The 22463-nt window shown below is 48.0% G+C and carries 19 protein-coding genes; 6 read left to right on the forward strand and 13 right to left on the reverse strand.

Annotation, left to right across the window (positions count from 1 at the left end; all coding sequences use genetic code 11):
• Positions 1 to 85: 85 nt before the first annotated feature.
• The 4 genes from DYP60_RS08040 to DYP60_RS08055 all read left to right on the forward strand — a co-directional run bounded on the left by DYP60_RS08040 (position 86) and on the right by DYP60_RS08055 (position 5093).
• The gene (locus DYP60_RS08040; RefSeq protein WP_117330492.1) at positions 86 to 667 is read left to right on the forward strand and encodes a TetR/AcrR family transcriptional regulator; all 582 of its coding nucleotides are present in this window, start codon (positions 86 to 88) and stop codon (positions 665 to 667) included.
• Between the two features lie 74 nt (positions 668 to 741).
• Complete coding sequence (locus DYP60_RS08045) at positions 742 to 3051, forward strand: efflux RND transporter permease subunit (RefSeq protein ID WP_117330493.1); 2310 nt, start codon at positions 742 to 744, stop codon at positions 3049 to 3051.
• Positions 3048 to 3836: an outer membrane lipoprotein-sorting protein gene (locus tag DYP60_RS08050; RefSeq protein ID WP_117330494.1), complete on the forward strand. Its 789-nt coding sequence runs from the start codon at positions 3048 to 3050 to the stop codon at positions 3834 to 3836. Before DYP60_RS08045 ends, DYP60_RS08050 begins: the two co-directional genes overlap by 4 nt.
• Positions 3837 to 3839: 3 nt before the next feature.
• Positions 3840 to 5093, forward strand: coding sequence for a DUF1302 family protein (locus DYP60_RS08055; RefSeq protein WP_117330495.1), 1254 nt, complete (start codon positions 3840 to 3842; stop codon positions 5091 to 5093).
• Positions 5094 to 5216: 123 nt separating this feature from the next.
• On the opposite strand, the gene hcp is transcribed toward DYP60_RS08055, so the two are convergent.
• The gene (gene hcp / locus DYP60_RS08060) at positions 5217 to 6851 is read right to left on the reverse strand and encodes a hydroxylamine reductase (protein WP_117330496.1); all 1635 of its coding nucleotides are present in this window, start codon (positions 6849 to 6851) and stop codon (positions 5217 to 5219) included.
• A gap of 19 nt (positions 6852 to 6870) precedes the next feature.
• Positions 6871 to 7194, reverse strand: coding sequence for a cupin domain-containing protein (locus DYP60_RS08065; RefSeq protein ID WP_202384405.1), 324 nt, complete (start codon positions 7192 to 7194; stop codon positions 6871 to 6873).
• A 173-nt stretch (positions 7195 to 7367) separates the two neighbouring features.
• Between DYP60_RS08065 and DYP60_RS08070 the strand changes: the two genes are divergently transcribed.
• Positions 7368 to 7943, forward strand: a complete 576-nt coding sequence (locus DYP60_RS08070) for a manganese efflux pump MntP (RefSeq protein WP_117330498.1) — start codon at positions 7368 to 7370, stop codon at positions 7941 to 7943.
• On the opposite strand, the gene DYP60_RS08075 is transcribed toward DYP60_RS08070, so the two are convergent.
• Positions 7911 to 9239, reverse strand: a complete 1329-nt coding sequence (locus DYP60_RS08075) for an MFS transporter (protein ID WP_117330499.1) — start codon at positions 9237 to 9239, stop codon at positions 7911 to 7913. The two genes, DYP60_RS08070 and DYP60_RS08075, sit on opposite strands and share 33 nt — an antisense overlap.
• 113 nt (positions 9240 to 9352) lie before the next feature.
• On the opposite strand from DYP60_RS08075, the gene DYP60_RS08080 reads away from it, so the two are divergent.
• Complete coding sequence (locus tag DYP60_RS08080) at positions 9353 to 10450, forward strand: KamA family radical SAM protein (RefSeq protein WP_117330550.1); 1098 nt, start codon at positions 9353 to 9355, stop codon at positions 10448 to 10450.
• On the opposite strand, the gene DYP60_RS08085 is transcribed toward DYP60_RS08080, so the two are convergent.
• The 10 genes from DYP60_RS08085 to DYP60_RS08130 form a co-directional block, all read right to left on the reverse strand.
• Entirely contained in the window at positions 10413 to 11576 is a 1164-nt protein-coding gene (locus DYP60_RS08085) for a hypothetical protein (protein ID WP_117330500.1), read from the reverse strand. The genes DYP60_RS08080 and DYP60_RS08085 overlap by 38 nt on opposite strands.
• A gap of 25 nt (positions 11577 to 11601) precedes the next feature.
• On the reverse strand, positions 11602 to 12210 hold the full coding sequence (gene coaE, locus DYP60_RS08090; protein WP_117330501.1) for a dephospho-CoA kinase: 609 nt from the start codon (positions 12208 to 12210) through the stop codon (positions 11602 to 11604).
• Positions 12210 to 15050, reverse strand: coding sequence for a DNA polymerase I (gene polA, locus DYP60_RS08095; protein WP_117330502.1), 2841 nt, complete (start codon positions 15048 to 15050; stop codon positions 12210 to 12212). Before polA ends, coaE begins: the two co-directional genes overlap by 1 nt.
• A gap of 4 nt (positions 15051 to 15054) precedes the next feature.
• Positions 15055 to 15828, reverse strand: coding sequence for an MBL fold metallo-hydrolase (locus DYP60_RS08100; protein ID WP_117330503.1), 774 nt, complete (start codon positions 15826 to 15828; stop codon positions 15055 to 15057).
• A complete protein-coding gene (locus tag DYP60_RS08105; RefSeq protein ID WP_117330504.1) occupies positions 15825 to 16154 on the reverse strand; it encodes a metal-dependent hydrolase in 330 nt (109 codons plus the stop codon). Before DYP60_RS08105 ends, DYP60_RS08100 begins: the two co-directional genes overlap by 4 nt.
• Before the next feature lie 96 nt (positions 16155 to 16250).
• Entirely contained in the window at positions 16251 to 16886 is a 636-nt protein-coding gene (locus DYP60_RS08110; RefSeq protein WP_117330505.1) for a hypothetical protein, read from the reverse strand.
• 53 nt (positions 16887 to 16939) lie between these two features.
• Positions 16940 to 17563 (reverse strand): hypothetical protein, encoded by a 624-nt coding sequence (locus DYP60_RS08115; protein ID WP_117330506.1) that lies wholly within the window; start codon positions 17561 to 17563, stop codon positions 16940 to 16942.
• Between the two features lie 84 nt (positions 17564 to 17647).
• Positions 17648 to 19561 (reverse strand): NAD(+) synthase, encoded by a 1914-nt coding sequence (locus tag DYP60_RS08120; RefSeq protein ID WP_117330507.1) that lies wholly within the window; start codon positions 19559 to 19561, stop codon positions 17648 to 17650.
• Positions 19562 to 19574: 13 nt separating this feature from the next.
• On the reverse strand, positions 19575 to 20720 hold the full coding sequence (locus tag DYP60_RS08125) for a class I SAM-dependent RNA methyltransferase (protein WP_117330508.1): 1146 nt from the start codon (positions 20718 to 20720) through the stop codon (positions 19575 to 19577).
• A complete protein-coding gene (locus DYP60_RS08130; RefSeq protein ID WP_117330509.1) occupies positions 20704 to 22449 on the reverse strand; it encodes a M3 family oligoendopeptidase in 1746 nt (581 codons plus the stop codon). Before DYP60_RS08130 ends, DYP60_RS08125 begins: the two co-directional genes overlap by 17 nt.
• Positions 22450 to 22463: the final 14 nt, after the last annotated feature.

Below are 22463 nucleotides of genomic sequence, written 5' to 3' on the forward strand. Positions count from 1 at the left end.
AGCTTGGAAAAAAACGTATTTCCCTCTTGTCAAAATAGAAAAACAATTGTACGTTAGTAATCGTTAACTTACTCTGGAGGAACCGATGCAGACAAAACGACAGATTGAGTTGGTTGAAGCAGCAATCCGCGTGACAGCCAATGATGGAATCCAAAAATTGACTATTCGTAATGTGGCCTCTGCCATTGGAGTCAGCGAGGCGGCGGTATATCGACACTTTGCGAGCAAACATGAACTACTACAAGCCATCCTTGTCCATTTAGATAGTTTACTTGCTCCACAGTTCGCTACATTACATGCATCCCAAGGTTCCTACAAAGAAGCACTCACCAAGTTTATAAATGACTTGTTCACTCTCCTGGAACATAATACAGCGTTCACCCTCATGCTGTTTGCTGAGGAGACTTTCAATGTCGATATCCAACTCAAGCCACAGTTGGATGCACTACTAAGTGGAAACCTGAAGCAACTCGCTAAGTTCTATACAGATGCCATTGCAGAAAAACGTTGCAGAGCCGATTTGAAACCTATTGAACTTGCCATGATCACCTTCGGCACCATCCGCCTCTATGTCTCACGCTGGCACATGCAGGACCAACCAACAAACCTGATGGACTATGCGGCCCCTGTCACGGCAAGCCTGAGTACCCTCTTTTCATTGCAATAACCATGCACTCCATTGAAAGAAGAGTGATATTCATTTCAATTATATGTAAGTAAACGTTAACTATCGGAGGATTTATGCACTTTTTCACATCATTTGCAAAACGCCCGTTTCTTCTCTTGTTCACAGTTCTGATACTATCCCTCATCTTTGTGCTCTCCATTGCCAACAATGCAGTGTTGGAGACAGACCTTGATGAGTATATGCCAAAGACCCACCCGGCCTTCATGGCTAGTGACAAAGCGGAGAGTCTCTTCGGCATCAAGGATGCAATACTCATCGTAGTGGAACACCCAGAGGGCATCTACAATTCGGGCACGATTGAGAAGATTGATGCCATCACCGTAGCGCTTCAAGAGGAGTTCGATGCAATTGAATCCGTAACCAGTCTTACAACTGCCGACAACATCAAGAGTGATGACGGATTTCTTGAGGTTGAGCCGTTCTACTCTGGAAAAACAAGTCAGGCGGCCATCTCACAAATGCAGGCAGAGGTAGAAGCCAATCCGATGATCTATGGGCGAAACGTCAGCAAAGATGGCACAGCTACGCTCATCATCGCTGAACTGAACAACGACATTGACGCAGATGTCTTACAAACGTGGGTCACACAGTGGGAAGGGCCTGAGAAACTCATGGTTGCAGGACGCCCAGTAGTTGAAGGGGCACTTGCCGAGCTGGGACCGAAGGACATGGCAATCATGTTCCCCCTGGTCATCATTACCATGATAATCCTGCTCTTCCTATTGTTGCGATCGGTACGAGATACCGTACTGAACATGGTCATTGTGCTCTTTGGCACACTGGTCTCCTTCGGCTTGATGACGTTGCTTAACATCCCAATATATGCGGTTGATACCATGATCCCCGTCATGTTGATTGCCATCGGGGTTGCCTATGGTATCCACATGCACAACACCATCCACCACTTTATGCGCTCCTACCCTGATCTTTCCAAAGAGGAACTTGCCACTCTATCCTTGAAGCAAATGGTCAGACCGATCATTATGACCGCAATAACCACGGCAATCGGATTTGTAGCCTTGATGAGCAGCCAGGTACTTCCTGTCCGCTATTTCGGGTTGTTTGCTGCCATTGGTGTCCTATCGGAGATGTTGCTTGCCCTGTTGCTCTTCCCCGCCTCCATATATCTTCTGGGCAAACCCAAGTACAAGAAAGCGAAGGCAGACTTTGAGACACAGAGGGAAAAAGGAACCTTATCTGATACTTTGCAAGCACTCCTGTTGCATCGTCCAAAGATGATTGTTTTCATTTCCATTGCAGTGCTCATCATCGGGGTGTGGGGAACAAGTAAAGTCTGGATTGACACAAGCTTCCTAGCAAACTTTGAGGAAGACAGCACCATCGCACAGACTGACCAATTCGTAAACAGCAATTTCGGAGGTACCTCCACCTTGAATATCATCCTCAATGGAGATGAGCCAGACCTCTTCAAACATCCGGAAGTTTTGCTTGCGATGGATTCCATGCAAGAGGACCTGGAGAAGGATCCAATTGTAGGCAACACCCTCTCGCTGGCAACCTTCATAAAGCAGATGAACCAAGTAATGCTGGAGCATGAGGATGGCAGTTACAGCATTCCTGACTCACAGGAGTTGGTTAGTCAGTATCTCCTGCTCTATGAATTCTCTGGTGACCCGGAAACCTTGGAACAGGTCGTTGACTATGAGTATACCAGTGCAAACATCACTGTTCAGCTGAAGAGTGACAGTTCAGCTGTTCTGAAGGACATCCTTGCTGTGGTTGACTATTACCGACCAGTCTTTGCGGAACATGCAATTGAAATAACGTATGCAGGCAGTGGATACAAGGCCTTCATCTTCAGCGAGCTCTTGCTCGAAGGGCAGATCATCAGCTTGGCCATAAGCTTCGCAATCATCATCATTCTCTTGGCTCTCATGTTCAAAAACCTCCGTATCGGTGTAGTGGGAACGGTTCCGATTGCCATCACAGCAGTGGTGAATTTCGGGGTGATGGGACTACTTGGCATCCCACTCAGCAGCGCAACCGCCTTGATAACGAGCATCGCCATCGGTATCGGGGTGGACTATGCCATTCACTTCCTGGAGCACTATACAAATGAACGACTTGGTGGATCTTCGCTTGAACAAGCCACAAGATCGACGCTGAGACATACGGGAAGGGCTATCATCTTTAATGCAATCGCCGTAATGGGTGGTTTTGCAATCCTGATGTTCAGCGTCTTTCCTCCCAACAGGCAGGTAGGGGCTCTTATTGTCCTGAACATGGCAACCAGTGCCTTGGGCACACTCACAATTCTGGTGGTACTGGTGCACTATCTCGAGAAAAAACATGTGTTTCTTCCAAAACGCATTTTAGACAACAATACAAGGAGTTTTTCATGAGAACACATACAACAAAACGACTCAGTGTACTTACACTGCTCATTACGTTCGTCTTACTTACCGTGAGCGCAGCTACCCCAAGTGGTAGTGAGATAATGTGGGAAGTCTACAACCGCGATAGCGGGGAAACGATGAGCGCCAATCTGATCATGACCATTACCAACGCAAGGGGAGCGGTCAGGGAACGAAGCATCGCTCAATACCGAATGGATAAGGATGGGGTGGAAAGCAAGCTTATGTTCTTCCTCTCCCCCAGTGATGTAAGGAACACCAGCTTTCTCAGCTTCAGTTATGAGGATGGAAGAAGTGATGACCAGTATATCTACTTGCCAGCCATTAAAAGAGTGAAGCGTATCGCCAGCACCAGCAAGAACGACTCTTTCATGGGGTCGGACTTCACCTATGATGACATGGGGAGCCGACATCCTGATTTGGATGTGCACAAAGTCCTAAGAAAGGAGACCATTGATGGAGTTTCCACTCTGGTAGTGGAAAGCATCGCAAAAGGAGATGAAGATTATCCTCGGACCCTCTCGTGGATTGTCGACGGACAATGGTTTGGTTTGAAGAAGGAGTTCTATCTCCCTGATGGAACTCGGGGAAGAACACTCACCATTGACTCGTATGAAGAGATAGATGGCATCTACGTCATCACCGACATGACGATGAGGAACCTAGAGGGGAATACCTCAACAAGAATACGAATGGAAGACGTCGAATTCAATCTCGATTTCAATGACAATTTCTTTAGTGAACGACAAATGAAAATTGGACCAAGGAGGTAAGTGATGAAACACAAGACCATTCTACTCACCAGTATTATACTCGCTACCGTCCTACTCCCGGCAGTTGCCGGGGATGGGGTATTCAGCGGCATGGTTCGAGACTATGCCACCTTCCGATTCAGCCAATCTGATATGCCAGTGCATGAGATAACTGCCGACCTGAGATATGACTACTATGGAGATCTCGGAAAATTCACCCTACATCCGGTAGCATACAGCTATCCCAATGAAGGAGTGGAACTCGACATCCAGGAAGCCTATTTTGATTTCTATTTGCAGGATGCGGATATCAGGGTAGGTAAGCAAAAGGTCATCTGGGGTGAGGCTGAAGGGGCATTCATTACTGACTTGGTAAGCCCAAGGAATATGCGCTCATTCATCCTTGCTGACTTTACGGAGATCCGTAAGGCAGTTCCGGCCATCAAGGTCGATTACTACGCAGGAGATTACACCCTGCAGGGAATCTGGGTGACGCATTTCATTCCATCCACCCTCCCCTCCCAGGACTCGATGTGGGCACAGACCCCTTCCATGCCGTTTCCTCCAACAATTAGTGCTACGATCAATGTGCCCACCATGCCAGATGCCAGCTTGGAAAATAGTGAAGCTTTCCTCTCATTGGGAAGATTCGGGAATGCGATCAGCTGGAAGGTAAACGGAGGCTATGTATTCACCGATGAACCATTGGTAACAGGGGTAACGGCCCCTGATTCTACCTCAAGGGAAATTTCCCAAGGATATGAGCGGTACGGATTTGTCGGGGGGAGTTTCAATACGACCCTGGGAAGTATGATCCTTAGGGGAGATGTAGCTCTTGCACTCGAGAAGCCGATGAATAGTGTGAATACCACAAGTAATCCACCCATCTCCATCGAGTACCATAACCAGGTACAGACGTTGGTGGGACTGGACTGGAATATGCTGGGAGCCCAGTGGTCGACCCAGTATCTGCTTACCTATACCCATGACCATGATGATTCATTGGTAAGTCAGATGAAACCAATCAAGGAGTTTGCCCACACCCTCACCTTCAGGGTACAGAATACGTTCTTGGATGAACGCCTGACTGCAAAGCTTTTCACCTATATGGAACTTGAGCCGGCCAATGCCCTAATCAGGCCATCCCTCTCCTACAACTTTGGAGATGGGGTGTTGCTTGAAGGCGGCGTGGATTTGTTTGTTGGGGATGAAGAGGGTACCTTTGGTGTCTACCAGGATAACTCCATGGCCTGGGCTGCACTTCGCTGGTACTTCTAGCACTTCATCAATCGCTTTGCAACATGGCTGCCTTTCTTCAAAGAGAGGCAGCCTTTTTTGGTTGCGCACTACAAGAAGGGAGCCTCCACCTGGAAGCTCCCCTCAACTACCTAGACGAATTGATTAGCCGATTAGCTCTGCAAGGTCATCCTCTACCGATGAGATTCCGGCAATACCGAAGTTCTCAACCAACACACTGGCTACATTTGGTGAGAGGAATGCAGGCAACGTAGGCCCGAGGTGGATGTTCTTCACACCCAGGTAAAGCAAGGCAAGCAGCACAATAACCGCTTTCTGCTCATACCAAGCGATGTTGTATGCGATGGGAAGATCGTTGATATCGTCCAAACCAAAGACTTCCTTCAGCTTCAAGGCAATAAGAGCCAGGGAGTAGGAGTCATTGCACTGACCAGCGTCCAACACACGGGGGATACCACCGATGTCACCAAGGTTCAGCTTGTTGTACCGATATTTTGCACAACCAGCGGTCAGGATTACTGTATCCTTTGGCAAGTTCTTGGCAAACTCTGTGTAGTAGTCTCTGCTCTTGGAACGGCCGTCACAACCAGCCATGACCACGAATTTCTTGATTGCACCGCTCTTGACAGCATCAACAACCTGGTCAGCGAGAGCAAATACCTGCTCATGAGCAAAGCCTCCGATGATCTCACCAGACTCAATCTCCGTAGGAGGAGGACAGGTCTTTGCAAGGTTGATGATCTCACTGAAGTCCTTTTTGTCACCAATGCCACCTTCAATATGCTTACAGCCAGGGAAACCGGTTGCGCCGGTGGTGAAAAGGCGGCTCTTGTACGATACAGAAGGAGGTACGATACAGTTGGTGGTCATCAAGATCGGACCATTGAAGGATTCAAACTCCTTCTTCTGCATCCACCAAGCGTTCCCATAGTTGCCATAGAAGTTGGGATACTTCTTGAATGCAGGGTAGTAGTGGGCAGGAAGCATCTCAGAGTGGGTGTATACATCGACACCGGTACCCTGGGTCTGCTCAAGCAACATCTCGAGGTCTCTCAGGTCATGCCCACTGATGAGGATACCTGGGTTCTTGCCTACACCAATCTTGACCTTGGTCATCTCTGGGTTGCCATAGGTGCCTGTATTTGCTCCATCGAGCAGCGACATGCCTGCAACACCCCATTCACCTGTCTTTAGGGTTAGCTCTACAAGTTCATCAACACGCTTCTCTTCAAGCAGATCATTCAGAGCACTCTGGATGAAGGCATCAAGCTCTTCGTTTTCCTTTATCAGGTTGTTAGCATGCTTGGTGTAAGCACTCACACCCTTCAAACCATAGGTGATCAACTGCTTCAAAGAGCGTACATCTTCGTTGCTCTCTGAGAGCACACCAACAGTCTTTGAAAACTCTTCATAGGTAGAGGTATCAGTATTGTCATAGCGTGCAGCTTCACTCAAGCCATCCTTTGCAGAAAGATCAGCAAGCAAAGCCTCTTTTGCCTCAATGGTACGAAGAATCCTTTCAGTCACCTTCTCACCATCAAAGTTTGCATTGGTAATTGTAGTGAACAGATTGTAGGTGACGATGTGATTGACATCCTTGCTGACCAACTTGTTTTCAGCACGGAGTCTGGTTGCAACCTGGCTCAAACCTTTGGTCACATAGATCAAGAGATCCTGAAGGTTTGCAGTCTCTGGCTGCTTGCCACATACTCCTACTTGCGTACATCCGAAATTGCGGGCGGTTTCCTGACATTGGAAACAGAACATCTTGTTGTCCATTCGTTCTCTCCTTGTAATGTTAAAAGCTGACTACCAGAAACATCTTGAAACGCTCTGGTGCATAGATTGCATGGGGTACCCCACTCGGCATCAGAATTGAATCCCCTGCCTCAAGCTTGAACTCCTGGCCATCGATGGTCACAAGTCCTTCTCCGTCCAAGGCAATGACCAAAGCATCCCCGCTACTTGCGTGGGTGCTGATCTCCTCCCCTTTTTCGAAGGCAAAAAGGGTTAAGCTATGATACTTGTCCTGTGCAAGGGTTTTGCTCACGACCTGCCCTTCCTGATAGATAACCTGGTCAGCAAAACTCATTACTTCTGATGGTTTGAAATTCTTTATCATCGTAGTCATAACTCCTTTTTTAATTCACTCTGTGTCTCTTTGTACCTGCATTCTATACCAATCAATTTTCACAGTATGTTGGATATCCAACACTTCAGACTTTTTTTCTCAATCTTGAGTTTCATGGCAAAACCTCCTATACTCACCCGCATGGAACATTGGAGGACCCCCTTTTGGGAATCATAGAACTGCTCATGCTCTCTGTAGGCCTTGCTATGGATGCGTTTGCCGTATCCCTGTGCAAAGGGCTGAGGATGCGAAGAATCAATTGGGCCCAAGGAACCCTCATCGCGTTCTCTTTTGGTGTCTTTCAAGCGGGAATGCCACTCATCGGTTGGTCACTCGGCCACCAGTTTGAACGATTCATCGCCCCTGTCGACCATTGGATTGCCTTCATCCTGCTCGGTGTCATAGGGGCAAAAATGCTCTATGATTCCATCACGGAAGACCCTACCTGTCCTGTGGAAACAGTGGAACGCCTCAATCTCAAAGAGCTGTTGCTCCTTTCTATCGCTACCAGTATTGATGCATTAGTAGTTGGGATTACCCTCGCATTTCTGAATACGAATATTATACTCTCCATCTCCTTGATCGGCATTGTCACATTTATTCTCTCACTGCTTGCCGTCATTATTGGAAACCACTTTGGTAATCGTCTACAGAGCAAGGCGGGAATTTTGGGAGGGATTGTGCTTATCCTCATTGGAGGAAAGATTTTATTCTCCCACCTTGGCATCATTGGTTTCTAGGGTTTCAGTCTCATCATCAGAGGGCTCTCCCCGTGTTACTCTTCCCATCAGGAAGAATGCAATCAACATGGAAGCTGAACCATAGAGGAATATTGCCCTAAATCCGAACAAATCAATGAAGGCACCGGTAAGCGGAGGGCTAATAATGGATGCTAGCTGGCTGAAGAAATAGTACAGACCAGTGTAAATACCCACAGTCTGGTAGGAGGACATCTGCCAGAGCATCGGGAAGCTATTGGTTACTACAGACACCCAGAAAATACCAAAGCAAAAGAGCAAAGCCCAAAAGGTATATTGACGAAATGCATCACTCATTCCACTGGTGAGCGGATCATGAAAAAAGATCCCTGCAAGCAGTACTACCAGAATTGCCAAAGAAATGCGGATCGTCTTCTTCCTTCCTACCCGGTGTGCCACAATCCCTGAAGGAATGGCAAAGAGAGCATAGGCAATGCCCACCATTCCTGCTGCCAGACTTGCTGTACCACTGCTGGTTCTCAGGATATCCTTGGAATACAAGCCGACAAATGGTAAGATTCCCTGATACCCAATGAACCAGAACAGCAAAGAGAGCAGAATGAAAAGAGCACTCTTGTCCTGCTCGGCGAAGATGACTTTCAGTGAGTGAAGGATCGGCTCCTTCTTCTCACTCTGTTCAGATGCCGTCGCCGGTCGCTCCTTCACAAAGAAGAAGATAAGCAGTACGGCAATGATGACAAGAACAGAAGAGATAGGGAACGCAAGAATTTCGGTGGTAGGGCCACGACCGGGAAGATTGATCGGTACATCCATCAATCGTGCAAGACCTACTGTTCCTACGATGGCGGCAATTCCGCCCATGGTATTGATTACACCGTTGGCTTCACTACGAAGGTCTCCTGGTATCATATCGGGCATCAGCGCAACCACAGGTCCCCTAACCGCTTGTTTGAATATATTGAGGACAAACACAAGCAGAATGAGCAACCAAAGACTGTTCAAGGCAGAGAAGGGGATCAAGCCAAATGCAACAGCTGTAATAGGAAGACAGATGACAATGAACGGCATCCTTCTCCCTATCCTTGTATGGGTCCTGTCACTGATTGCACTGAAAATGGGAATTAAGAATATGGCCAAAATATTGTCAAAGGTCATGATTGACCCGATTAGAGCCTTGGACTCAACAAAACGGGCCAGGAAAATAGGAACATAGGTATCATAGAGAGGGTCCATCAACCCCATGGTAAAAAATCCAAGACCGATCAAGAAGGTGGTAATGTAATACCCTTTCAACCCTTTTTTTTGTGTTTTGGCCATAGAAAAACTCCTTGTTACGCTCCAATTGCAGTAAGTGTATCATATATTTTCCAAAGGGAGTTAGGCTTTCCTCGGCTCTGGACGAAATGACGTGTTTACGGTACACCATGTTCATGCAGACACATGATGATATGGCAGTAGTTACCACAAAAGAGGCACTACAGCGCTACCTCTCCCTCAAAGAGGATGAGATCGCTTTCCATGAAAACCGGAATTGCTCCCTCCCTCTGAAAATTCCAACCTATTTTCTCTCCCTGATCAACCCAGAGGATCCTGATGATCCACTCAGACGCCAGGTAGTTCCCACGAGATATGAACAGATTCCTGAATCAAAAGGTACCATTGACCCCTTGGAGGAAGTCAGATACAGCGTGACCGAACGTCTTATCCACCGCTATAAGAACCGGGTTGCCTTCCTTACTACTGATATCTGTCCTATGTATTGCAGGCACTGTTTCCGCCGTCGTTTTACAGGAACTTTCCAAGGACCTGCAAGTGAGGAACAGGTAAATGAGGCAGCAACCTATGTTGCAAACCACAAGGAAATACTAGAAATTCTCTTTACCGGGGGTGATGTACTCACCCTCTCTGATACACGTTTGGAGTCCATGATACAAGCGTTCAGAAGCAAGCGTCCCGACCTTGTAATCCGCATCTGTTCAAGGATACCTGCTTCTTACCCCATGCGGATTACCGATTCCCTGATCACCATGCTGAAACAATTCTCGAGCGCCCCATTCTACCTCATGTGTCAGTTTAACCATCCAAGGGAACTCACCCAACAGGCAATAGTGGCGGTAGACCGCTTCGTGGAGGCAGGCATACCTGCAATGAATCAGACGGTATTGCTTCGAGGAGTGAACGATGATGCCGATGTGCTCGTTGAGCTTTGCAACCGATTGGTATCGCACAGGATTAAGCCATATTATCTCTTCCAAGGAGACCTCGTCGAAGGAACAGCCCACTTCCGCGTTCCGATCCAGAAGGGACTGCTCTTGGAGGAGCAGCTGAGACAACGACTCTCTGGGCTAGCCATGCCGGTATATGCAATAGACCTTCCCGCGGGTGGCGGGAAGGTTCCATTAGGGAGAAGCTATCTGCTGGGAAAAGATGAACAAGGAGCATGGATGTTCCAAAATGCTGAGGGAGTGATTAGGACCTATCCTGATCCAATCAGCGAGGAGCAATCCGATCAAGAACATCTTGAATAGCCTTGGTGCGGATATCTTGACGCTGTGATTCATAGACCTCAGGTTCCATGAATACCACTGTTTCCTTCTCTTCGAATGTCGGTACAAGAATTGGTTCCGCTCCTTCTTTCCGCAAAGGCGCGGAAACTTGTTCTACTGCTTTTACAACCGGAGCTTGTGGGGCAGGAGCTAGTACCGGAGCAACCTCTTCCACTACCATAGACGCGGGAGCTTGTTCTACTGCCTTTACAACCAGGGCTTGTGGGGCAGGCGCTACTACTGGAGCAACCTCTTCCACCACAACCGGCTCATCCACCTGAATTGAGATCTTGGTGGTGGGAATCCTGGGAACAGGGGGGATGAATTTCATCTCAACAAGATAATCCTGCACAGCCTTTCTCACCGGCTCCTCCATGGAATCGAGGAGAGAGGGAACCAAATCCATGACAATATCACTTCGATAGTTATCATAGAGCGCTATTGCTTCTTCCTCACTCACCCCTGGGCTGGGTAGATTAGCCTGCAATTCTGCTATATAGGTCTCCTTGTTTGCCTCAAGTTGGCTCACAACCTGGGAGACGACCTGGGGAATCATCCGGTCAACAAGCTGAGGAACGTAGGAGTCCACTTCCCTGGTCAACTCCGCTCTCATATTCTCCAGCTGTGTTGCTACAGAGTTCTTGATATCTGATTCCAAAACGCTTGCTTCCGCTCTCAATTCTGCCAAGTTCTTTTCGACATATCCTTCAAGCTCACTACGAAGTACTTCTTGATAGGCTTCTTGATCAGCGCTCAATGTTTCACTGAGAGCGGGAAGTACAAGTTCTTCCAACTGTCCTGCAAGGGAATTGAGCAATGTGGTATCTTTTAGGATTTGAGCAGAGATGGATTCTTTCAATACCGGCTCGAGCTGTTCTTGTAGCCGGGGCAACAGTTCCCGTGCCAAGGTTTCTGTCTGCGAAACCTCCTGGACAGTGGGCTTTTTCACTGGAGGAGTAACCTCCATCAAGGGTTGCAACTGCCGCTCTTTTGCTTGCTGGAGAATCTCATTGGGCACGCCTGGGCGAAGATACCACATTCCGACAAAGACAAATGTGGTAACAACTATGGTAATGACCAGCAAATTAATCAAAACAGACTTTCTCATTTCAAACCCTCGTATGGAAAAGATTTCATCGCTGGGATGAAATTCGTAATCCTATGGTATCACAATAGGTTATGATTTGTCGATGAATTACCTCCTTTGAGCGGTGATTACGTAATACCACCACATCCAAGCCTTGTACATCGGCTTCTGGAACGATATCCATCTGTGCTCGCTCTCTTTCCAAAAAACGCTTAAGGGAAAGCCCTTCTCTCCCCCTGCAGCGAAAAAAACGCAAAAGCAGTGGTGCCTTGATAAACAACACATGATCACAGAGAGGCTCCAAACCCATCCGCTTGAGTAGTGCTGCATTAAGAATGAGCGCAGGCTTCTGCTGCGCTTTTGCCTCCCTAATCAGACGTTTGCACACGCCAACCATCTTCGGGTGGGTGATCGACTCCAGCTCTCTCAGTTTCTCGGGGTCGCTGAAGACCAGTTTTCCCAACGCTTTTCTGTCGACCTTTCCATCGATTACGATATTTTTTCCAAAAGCTTGCCTGAGTTCATCCTTGCTCTCTGCAAGAGCAGCATGTCCCAATGAGTCCACATCAATCACTTCGCATCCATGGGAAGCAAATACCTGTGCATACTGGTTCTTGCCTGCACAGGCCCTACCCGTCAATCCGATAACCAACATCAGTGGATATCCCCCCAGTTGTCCCCCACCTCGATACTGGTTCTCAGGGGAATACTGAGCTTCACAGCTCCTTCCAGTGCTTCGCGCACTACACGCTTTGTTGCTTCCACCTCATCTTCAGGTACCTCGAACACCAGTTCGTCGTGAATCTGCAACAGCAATGTTGCCTTAAGGCCTTTTTCTTTGAGAGCGGCCGATACACGAAGCATTGCCAGCTTCATGATATCTGCCGCTGTCCCTTGGATTACGGTGTTCACGGCGATACGCTGAGCTTTTGCACGTTCCACAGCGCTTCTGCTGTTGATCTCGGTGATGGTTCTTACATGCCCAAGGAGGGTCGTTACATAGCCATCCTTCTCTGCACGGCTCCTCGTAGCCTCAACAAAGGCTTGCACTCCACTGTAGCGTTGAAAGTATTGATCGATGAATTGTTTTGCTTCACTGTGTGAGATATTGAGATCCTTTGCAAGACTATGGGTCCCCATACCGTACATGACCCCGAAGTTGATCGTCTTGGCGATACGACGCTGGTCAGAGGAAACCTCCCCGAGCGGGATATCGAAGATTAGGCTTGCTGTAGACCGGTGCACATCCACACCATCCTGGAACGCTTTTTTGAGCCCAGGGTCATCTGCCATATGGGCAAGTACCACAAGTTCTATCTGTGAGTAGTCAGCCGAGAGGAACCGATGGCCTTCCTTTGGAATGAAGGCAGAACGGATCCTTCTTCCCTCCTCGGTCCTTACCGGAATATTCTGCAGATTGGGGTCCTTGCAGGAGAGACGTCCTGTCTCAGTCCCAGTCTGGCTGAAGGAAGGGTGAATTCTTCCTGTCTCGGCATTGATCTGTAGGGGAAGTTTGTCGATATAGGTTGTTTTGAGCTTGTTGAGCATTCGATATTGCAGAATCAAAGCCACCTCAGGGTAGGTCTCCTGCAACGGTTCCAACACCTCTGTTGCTGTAGAGAATCCTGAGCGTGTCTTTGCGCCAGTAGGAATCTCACGCTCTACAAAAAGCACTTCCTGCAGTTGCTGTGGGGAATTAAGATTGAAGCTATGCCCACAGATGGAGAAAATCTCTTCCTTAATGGCATCAATCCGCTTCTCGAACTCTTGGGAGAGCGGCTCAATGCGGCTTCTCTCCAGATGGATACCTGCAAGTTCCATTTTTGCAATGACCAAGAGCAAAGGCATCTCAATATTGTTGAGTAAATCGAGTAACCCTCTTGCCTTCAGAAGTTCAAGAAACACCTCATACAAACGGAAGGTTACATCTGCATCCTCAGCACCATAGAATACCACTTGGTCCAAGGGAATATCGCTCAGCAATTTCCCCTTGGGGACAATGTCACTATAATGGACGGTCTTATACTCCAGATACTTTTCTGCAAGGTAGTCCATATTGAATACCGAGGTACTGTCCAGCAACCATGCAGCGACCATGGTATCAAAGATAACCAGTTTGGGGACCACCCCCCATCTAACCAATACTTTGTAGTCATACTTGAAGTTCTGTCCGATGAGTGCAAGCTTTCCGGAGCCAAGATACTCAGAAAGCAGTTCCTTTACCTCATCGGCAGGCAATAGTTCCTTACCATCATGAACCAAGGGAACATAGTACGCCTTCTCTGCCTCGTTGGTGAAGGAAAACCCAATAACCTTGGCAACCATCTCATCAATACTGGTTGTCTCGAGATCAAAGGCAACAGGCTTTCCTGCCTTTGCATATGCTTCAAGTAACGCTGCAAGTTCTCTGATGGTCGTCACTGCTTTATACGAGCCTTGCTTGGAGGCTTTCTTTCCAGGCTTCTCAGGTATATATGAGGAAGCGTCACCACCGGATGCCCTTCCAAGTTCCTTCAGGATGGTTCGCATCCCAATTTTCTGAAACAGGGGAATAGCAGCCTCATAATCTACATCCTTCACCAAGTACTGCTCAGTGTCGAATGTCTCTACGTTGAATAAGTCACGTCTCAGTTCAACCAGGCTCTTGCTCAGCATGGCATTTTCTTTTCCTTCCAATAACTTTTTCTGCAAGCCTGGAGCAACCAACTTCACATGTTCATAAATGCCGTCAAGGCTTCCAAACTGCTGTAAAAGTTTTGCAGCCCCTTTTTCTCCAATACCCTTCACACCGGGGATATTGTCAGATGAGTCTCCCAACAGTGATAGATAATCAACAATCTGGGAAGGTTTGATCCCGAGCATCTCTTCAACCTCATACTCTCCCATCAAGCGATAGAAATTCTCATTCTTCTTCGCAGGTCTCAAGGCGAAGGTGTGTTCGTCCACCAGCTGAAGCAAGTCTTTATCACTGGTAAACATGATGGTATCGATTGCATGGCGGGTGGCTTCCTCGCTCAAGGTAGCAATAATGTCGTCAGCCTCATATCCCTCCATGGTGATGGTGGGAATCTTCAGGGCTTTGAGAATATTGTTGATAATAGGTACCTGACTATGCAGATCCTCAGGAGCAGCATCCCTGGTTGCTTTATAGGGTTCATATATGATATGGCGGAAGGTCTTCTCCTTTCCGTCCATTGCAACCACCAGATAGTCTGGTGTGTATTCGCGGATCAACTTCAATACAGTGGAAAAGAATCCATATACTGCAGAGATGTTGTTACCCTGGGTGTCCTGCATCGGATTCTTGAAAAACCCGTAGTAGGAGCGATAGATCAGGCCGTAGCCGTCTATGATATAGAGTTTCTTCCGGTCGCTGAGAACCGTAGGATCCTTCTTTTTCTCTTCTTGCTTGGGGGGCACAGAGAGTGGTCTATCCTTTGCCTCCTTCTGCAACTTCTCTTGATCAAAATCCTGACTGGAAAATAGTTCGTCCATGGTATTATCCCCCTATGGATAACGAAAGCATATCATAGGCCACATGGATATGGGAAGGAAGTTCATCTTCCAGCTTTTGGTGGCTCACATTATGGCTGAGATGAGTAAGGTAGGCACGCTTGGCTCCAACCAATGCCACAAAGGCCTTTGCTTCAAATACACTGTAGTGGGTTGGATGCGGCCAGTACCGGAGTGCTCCCACAACAAGGGTATCGAGTCCGGTAAAGTAGGGAATACTCTCTGGTGGTACTTCACTGCAGTCTGTTGCATAGGCAAAGTCACCAATTCTGAATGCAAATATCTCCTTCTTGCCATGCAGAATGGGAATGGGTGTCACCGTAAAGGGACCAATTTCAATCTCGTCATATGCCTTCAATGTGTTGAGTTGAAGGTGAGGGACACCACCGGCTACAGTACTTCCGGTGAGCACGTAGGGAAAGCGATCAATAATTGCATGTTTTGTCTCTTCCTGACAGTACACAGGCAACACTTGATCCCTGCAGAAGACCCTAAGGTCATCAATCCCATTGAAATGGTCTGCATGATCATGGGTATAGAGCACTGCATCAAGGTGTGAAATATCGGCTCTCAGAGCTTGCAAGCGAAACTCTGGAGTGGTATCTACCAGGAGTGCGTGCTCACCGCTCCTGATAAGGATGCTGGAGCGAAAACGATTATCCCGAGGGTCCGCGGAAGTGCAGACCGGGCATTTGCAACCAATAACAGGTATACCATGGCTTGTACCTGTTCCGAGAAACAATACTTCAAATGGCTTCATTCGGCTCGTTCCGTCAATTGCTGGACTGCAGATTCCAATGCCTGCTGCCCTTCCTTTGCAGCTTCCTTCAATCGTTCCTGGACCTCAGGGCTGGAGAGGAGTTGTTGAAGCCGGACAAACGACTCGCTGGAAAAATCTGGATTACCCTGCGATTGTTCACTGATTACATCCAGAACCTGGGCATTCAACGATCCCTCACGGAGGGCAAAGCTGACACCGAGGAATTTCATTCCCATGCTGGGAATGAAGAAATACATCACAAAAAAAATCAACACTGCAACAATTACAGCAGAAAGAAATGAGTGAAAAAACCCTCTTTTTGCCATGGTGGTTCTCCTGACACTACTCTACCATACTTGGACAAAGGCGAAAAGCAACACAGGCCCGGATTTCTCCGGGCCTGTGGGTATATTCAGGTAATTTTAGAAAATTGAGAACAAGAGAGAAACGCCAACCTTGCCCTCATCAATGTTGGCACTGAAGAGTTTGTCCACCTCAGCTGCATTATTAAACGTATACTCTGTATCCAAGGTATAGTTCAAACCAAGCATAATATTGCCCAAATTGAAGTCAACAGTTGCACGGTAGGCAACCGGTGAATTGATGAAAGTTTCACCAAGAGAATCAATCGTCTGAGGTGCCCCGGTTTCATCAAAAATAGTAAAATCCCCTGTATCGTTGTTCATTCTCACAATCCAGCGAGGACCCAGGCCAAACCCGAGACGAGCAATTCCCAAGAGATCCATTGAGATACCGGCTGTAGTGAGAGTGGAAATTTCGGTGTACTCAATCGAGGAAGCATCAGTGTACGAGCCGAAGGTCCCGACCACATCCACTTCAGCAATAAGAAGCTTGACACGGAGGTCAGCACCCAAGGTGTAGTTCTTGAAATCACCCATTCCATCCCAAGAATCAGCATCAATTTCTTGCTTGATATCTCCCAATGTCTGGTTGTACTGCGCAGTAGCACCCAAACTCAAATCAACAACAGCAGCACTCAACGCTGTAGGCAACATCACACATACAATGAGCAGTAATACCATACTTTTTGCTTTCATATCAAAACCCCTTTTGTCATTTCCTATGACACATTACTAATTGCGTTCATAATTTAGAACATTTTCAGTGACAACGCAAGGGAAAGGGAGGCTTTATCTATAGCAAACATGCCCCACCACTCACTTGAGGTGAACACTGAACCCAATGTGGAACTACTTTCCATCAGCCATCGAATTCTTAGACCCACAGGACCAACTTCAGAGCCTAAACCTATCTGGAGATACACAGGACTTGCAAACATGGCCTCAGTGAATGTTTTTTCTTCTGTATCAGCATAAACTCCATTTGCAAGCTCATAATAGGAGGAGCGGGGACTGCTTGAGGAAGTAGGCATATAGGTTACACTGGGACCGGCACCAAATTCCAGGGCAAGCAAGGATCCCAAAACAGGAAGGCTCATCGACCCCATACCAACCAGCAGGACTCCCTGCTCTTCATTACTGCATGTAATGGGGTAAACCATTGCCTGACCCTGCAGGAATGCAAAACGAGCACTCAATTCACCAGAGAACATCCAGTTATCTGGATCCTGAAACCCAAGGGAAATGTCATCTAATTCTTTAGGTGAATAGGTTGCACCAAAACCGAGGCTTACATTGAGTAAGCTCCTTGCTCCGACAGTGGAAGGAACCATGAGGATTATGATGAGGATAAGAATAGCCGTACTTTTGTGCATAACGATGAGCAACTCCTCACCTGTATAACAGCTACCAAGCAAAGAGGCTACAAAAGTGAACCATTTTTTTCAATAATTCCTATATCAGTTTGCTAGCGTTTCCAACTCCTGTTGCCAAAGGGCCACAGAGGAGTCACTACTCATTCGCCAATCCCCACGAGGAGAGAGGGACACCGATCCAATTCTCGGCCCATCAGGAAGACAAGATCGCTTGAACTGCTGGCTGAAGAACCGACGATAGAAGATTTTTAACCAACCAAGGATGAATGCAGGTTCATAGATACCGGTGAAGGCATATTGAGCAAGCCGATATACCTTTGAGGGGCTGTATCCGAAACGTACCACTTGGTAGAGGAAGAAATCATGCAGTTCATAGGGCCCAACCAAATCTTCCGTCACTTGGCTGATCGTCCCATCATGTTTTGCCGGAAGCAACTCGGGGCTTACCGGTGTATCCACAATATCCAGCAACACCTTTTTCAATGAAGGGTCGCTGATTTGGGCAATGTAGGAAACCAGATGCTTGACCAAGGTCTTGGGGACCGAAGCATTCACCCCATACATTGACATATGATCGCCGTTGTAGGTTGCCCATCCAAGGGCAAGTTCTGACAGGTCTCCTGTACCGATAACCAAGGCCCCTCTCTTGTTGGCAAGATCCATCAGGACCTGGGTACGTTCCCGAGCCTGGCTGTTCTCATAGGTGACATCAGCAACTGCTGGGTCATGACCGATGTCCTTGAAGTGTTGCCCCACCGCTTTGGAGATGGATATGGTTGTGAACGCTACATCAAGGGCTTTTGCAAGTTTGGTTGCATTCCCCTTGGTCCGCTTTGTGGTACCGAAGCCTGGCATGGTTACCGCAAGGATACCGCTCCTTGGGAGCTTGAGAGCATCGAAAGCCCTCACACAAACCAATAGAGCCAAGGTGGAGTCCAAACCACCTGACAACCCCACTATCACCTGTTTTACCTTTGTATGTTCAAGACGTTTCTTCAAGCCGAGGGATTGCAAGGTAAGAATCTTCTCACATCGTGCAGTCATAGTCTGTGCATCGGAAGGAACAAACGGATTCCTATCAATCTTCCGGGTCAAGGTACACTCCCTCTCCTCCAGGGTAAAGGGAATACGTTGATACATATTGTCATCATACCCAAAGCTCTGTCTGCGAATACGCTCCAAGGCAAGTTTCTGTACATCAATCTCAGTAATGAGGAGCGTATCACTCTGCTCACGTTGTTCCCCAAGACTATGACCATCCTCAAAGATCAGATTGTGGGGAGAAAACACGAGATCAGTAGTGGATTCACCTTCCCCTGCATCGCTATAAAGGTATGCACAGATCAGCCTACCACTCTGGGTTTTCACGAGGGAACGACGATACTCTTCCTTGCCGACAAATTCATCACTGGCTGAACAGTTTGTGATGACCGTAGCACCAGCAACGGCATGATCTGTACTAGGAGAGCGGGGTACCCAAAGGTCCTCACAAATCTCACAGGCTACGACCAACTCGGGAAGATTGGTACAGGTAAAGAGCAAGCGTGTACCAAAATATGTACTTTGGCCAAGGAATTCCACTGCAATATTCCCATCGGAGGGTACTTTGAACCAACGTTTTTCATAATATTCAAGATAGTTTGGCAAATGTTGCTTGGGAACCAAACCAAGAATACGTCCGCTCTGGACCACCACAGCACAGTTGTACAAGCGTCCATGCAAGGGAATCAAGGAGCCAAAGACAACAAGAAGATCACTGTTCCTGCTCTCATCAACAACATTGGCTATTGCATCAACAGCCCCTTTCTGCAGAGATTTCTGGAGAAAAAGATCAGCGCAGGTATAGGCAGTGGTTACCAGCTCCGGCAACACGAGAAGTCTAACCCCTTGTTGTACAGCAGACCGCATAAGCGAAATAATTGATGCTGTGTTATACATGGTGTCGGCAACGCGAACGGAGGCCGAGGCAACTGCACATTTTACAAACCCGTCTTTCATGGTCTTTTTCTCCCTACCGGTCAAGAATGGCAACGACTTCACTATGAAACGTTTGGGGATATAGGTCGAACACCTTCACCTGGCTTAGAGTGTAGCCTTCAGAGGCGAATCGTTGCAAGTCTCGTCCCAATGTTACACTGTTGCATGAAACATAGATGATACGGTGACTCTTCCAGGAAGCTATCAAGGAAGGAAGAGAAGCATCAAGGCCTACCCTCGGAGGATCGACCACGACTGTATCCACAGCAGCCCCTTTCTGCCTCTTTGCCCACTGCTCAACCGGCTCACTATAAAACTCACAATAAGGTGTATGCCGTTTGGCGAGAGAGATGCACTGTTTCTGTCGCTCAACTGCAATCACCTGTCTCCCAGGCTGTTGTAGAAATGCACTGAATGTACCCACCCCACTATAGAGATCCATAACTGTGCTCCCCACAGCGTGGGAGGCTACATAGCTCGTTAGAGCAGGAAGCAAGTATTCATTGGACTGGAAGAACACCGATGCGGTAACGAAGAAAATATGATCCCCCACGGTGGTCTTGACCACTTCATCTAGTAAGGAGACCTCATCATCGCCACTGAAAGCAGGGACTTCAATGAATCCGCTGCTCCCTCCTCTGTTGGAAAACATCTGGGTTCTGGCTGCTTCAAACAGCCGGCCAGGGTTTTCAAGGAGTGCATTGAGCTTCTCGCAGAGTATCGGACAATGCTCAATGGGCACCAAGGACTTGCTTTTCCTTGCAAGGAATCCTACCTTCCGCTCAGCAATGTCTACATGAAAGCGTACCCTGTTCCTATAGCCCCAAGCTGGTCCTGTCTCAAGCTTCTCGGTGAGAAAAGAGGCAGGGTCTATCCCTCCCAGTCGCTTGATATTGTCCAGGACAATCCCTTCTTTCAGGACTCCTTGCACCTCATCCTTGGCATACTGGAAATCACAACCACCACACCTCCCCCAGTAGGGACAGGGAGGCGTAATACGGTCTTCACTTGCTTGCAGGATATTCTGCACGGTCGCACGAATGTATCCTGACTTCTCTTGGAAGTGGCCCAACTCGACCAACTCACCGGGCAGCACATCCATGACAAGGATACGCTTCCCTTCTTTGCTTGTTGTTAGGCCCGCCCCACCCTGGATGAGTTTCTCAATCTGATACGCCATGGGCAAATTCCTCAGCATAGGATGCGATGACTCCCATCGCTTCCTGCCAGAAAGACACATCAGTTAGATCAATCCCGGCCAACCCGGCCACCTCTGCAGCGGGAAGACTGCCGGTTGCTCCAAGGAGCTTCTTGTAGGAGGCGGGAAAATCTGTACCTGCCTGCTTGCTCTGAGCCCAGAGACCCAAGGCAAACAACTGCCCAAACGCATACGGATAGTTGTAGAAAGAGAAATCAGATGAGTAGTAATGTCCTTTCACAGCCCACATGTACGGATGATAGATTGACAGCCCATCTCCGTAGGTCTTCTTCTGGGCATCTTCCATCAAGGCTGAGAATGCACTTGCACTCAGATCCCCCCGTTTTCGTTCACTGAATACAGCGTTCTCAAAGTAATACCGACTCAGAATATCCACACAAACCTGCGTGGCATCCTGCAGGAAGTGTTCAATAAGGGCAAGTCTCCCTTCACTGCTGCTCTTCTCCAATGCCCCTTGAAACACAAGAAACTCACTGAATATGGAGGCAGTCTCTGCCAAGGTCATCGGATACGAACGCAAGAGATTGCTTTTCTGCAATACCACATGGTCATGCCATGCATGACCCAGTTCATGGGCAAGGGTGGAAACCCCATTATAGGTGAAGTCAAAGTTGGAGAGAATTCTACTCTGCTTCGCTAAAGGGAAAGCAGTATCATACGCTCCCCCTACCTTACCTTTTCGACTCTCAGGGTCAATCCAATGGGCCTTGAACGCATGATCTGCAAACTTTCCCATCTCAGGGTCGAAGGCACTGAACTGCTGCACAATGAAGGTATGAGCTTCCTCATAGCTGAAGTGCAGTGCTTCCTTGCCAACCGGGGCAAACAAATCATAAAACGCACAACTATCCAACCCAAGCATCTTTGCCTTGTTCTGCAGGTATCCTCTAAACAGGGGAAGGTTCTTCTCAAGGGTGGTAATAAGTGCATCGAGGATGGGACGATTTATCCTTGACTGCATCAAGGATCGGTCAAGCGGGGAATCATACCCTCGTCTCGCATCCAGCGTGATGGTAGTTCCTTTCACCCCGTTTAAACTCGAAGCGAAAGCAACCTCATAGGCCTTCCATATCTCCAGCTCTTTCTCGAAAGCTTTTCTACGGATAGTTCTATCAGCATTGAAGGCTTCATTCCTCAGTTGGATGACGGTCTTTTCGGTTTGATCGTCCCAAGCAGTGGAAACACTGCTGCTCAAGGCTTCCTGCAAACGGGAAAAGGCGTCGGTCCCGCTTCTCCCTAGATCATTTGCAAGGTCCTCTAGTTCCTCACTCATCAGATGACGCTGCTCTTCCAATAATTCACTCAGTGGGAACCGGTAGGGTGCCAAGTCCCCACCTTCGGCACTGCGACGGGCAATTTCCTCGGTTCTTGTGGCCAGAACGTTGAGAAAGGCAACCTGCATATGCTGAACCATCAAGGAAGCCTCCTCAGTTTGCGAAACTGCCCTCAAATACTCCTCATTTGCCGTATCTGTAGTCAGGCATGCTGCACTGTATGCATCGAGGTTTTCCAGATGGTCAAGAATCAACTCATACTGAGAGAGCATGTCTTTCAAATCTTTTTTGGTGTCTTCAAGATTTGCCTCAAGTTCTTGAGAAGAGGCAACCACCCACCTCAGGTCATGTTGAAATTCCTTGCTCGTACAGCCAGGATAGATGGGATCAAGGTCCCAAGTTGGTAATGTACTCACCGACGTCGCTCCTT

The sequence above is a fragment of the Sphaerochaeta halotolerans genome (genome assembly GCF_003429665.1).
GTDB classification, from domain to species: Bacteria; Spirochaetota; Spirochaetia; order Sphaerochaetales; family Sphaerochaetaceae; genus Sphaerochaeta; species Sphaerochaeta halotolerans.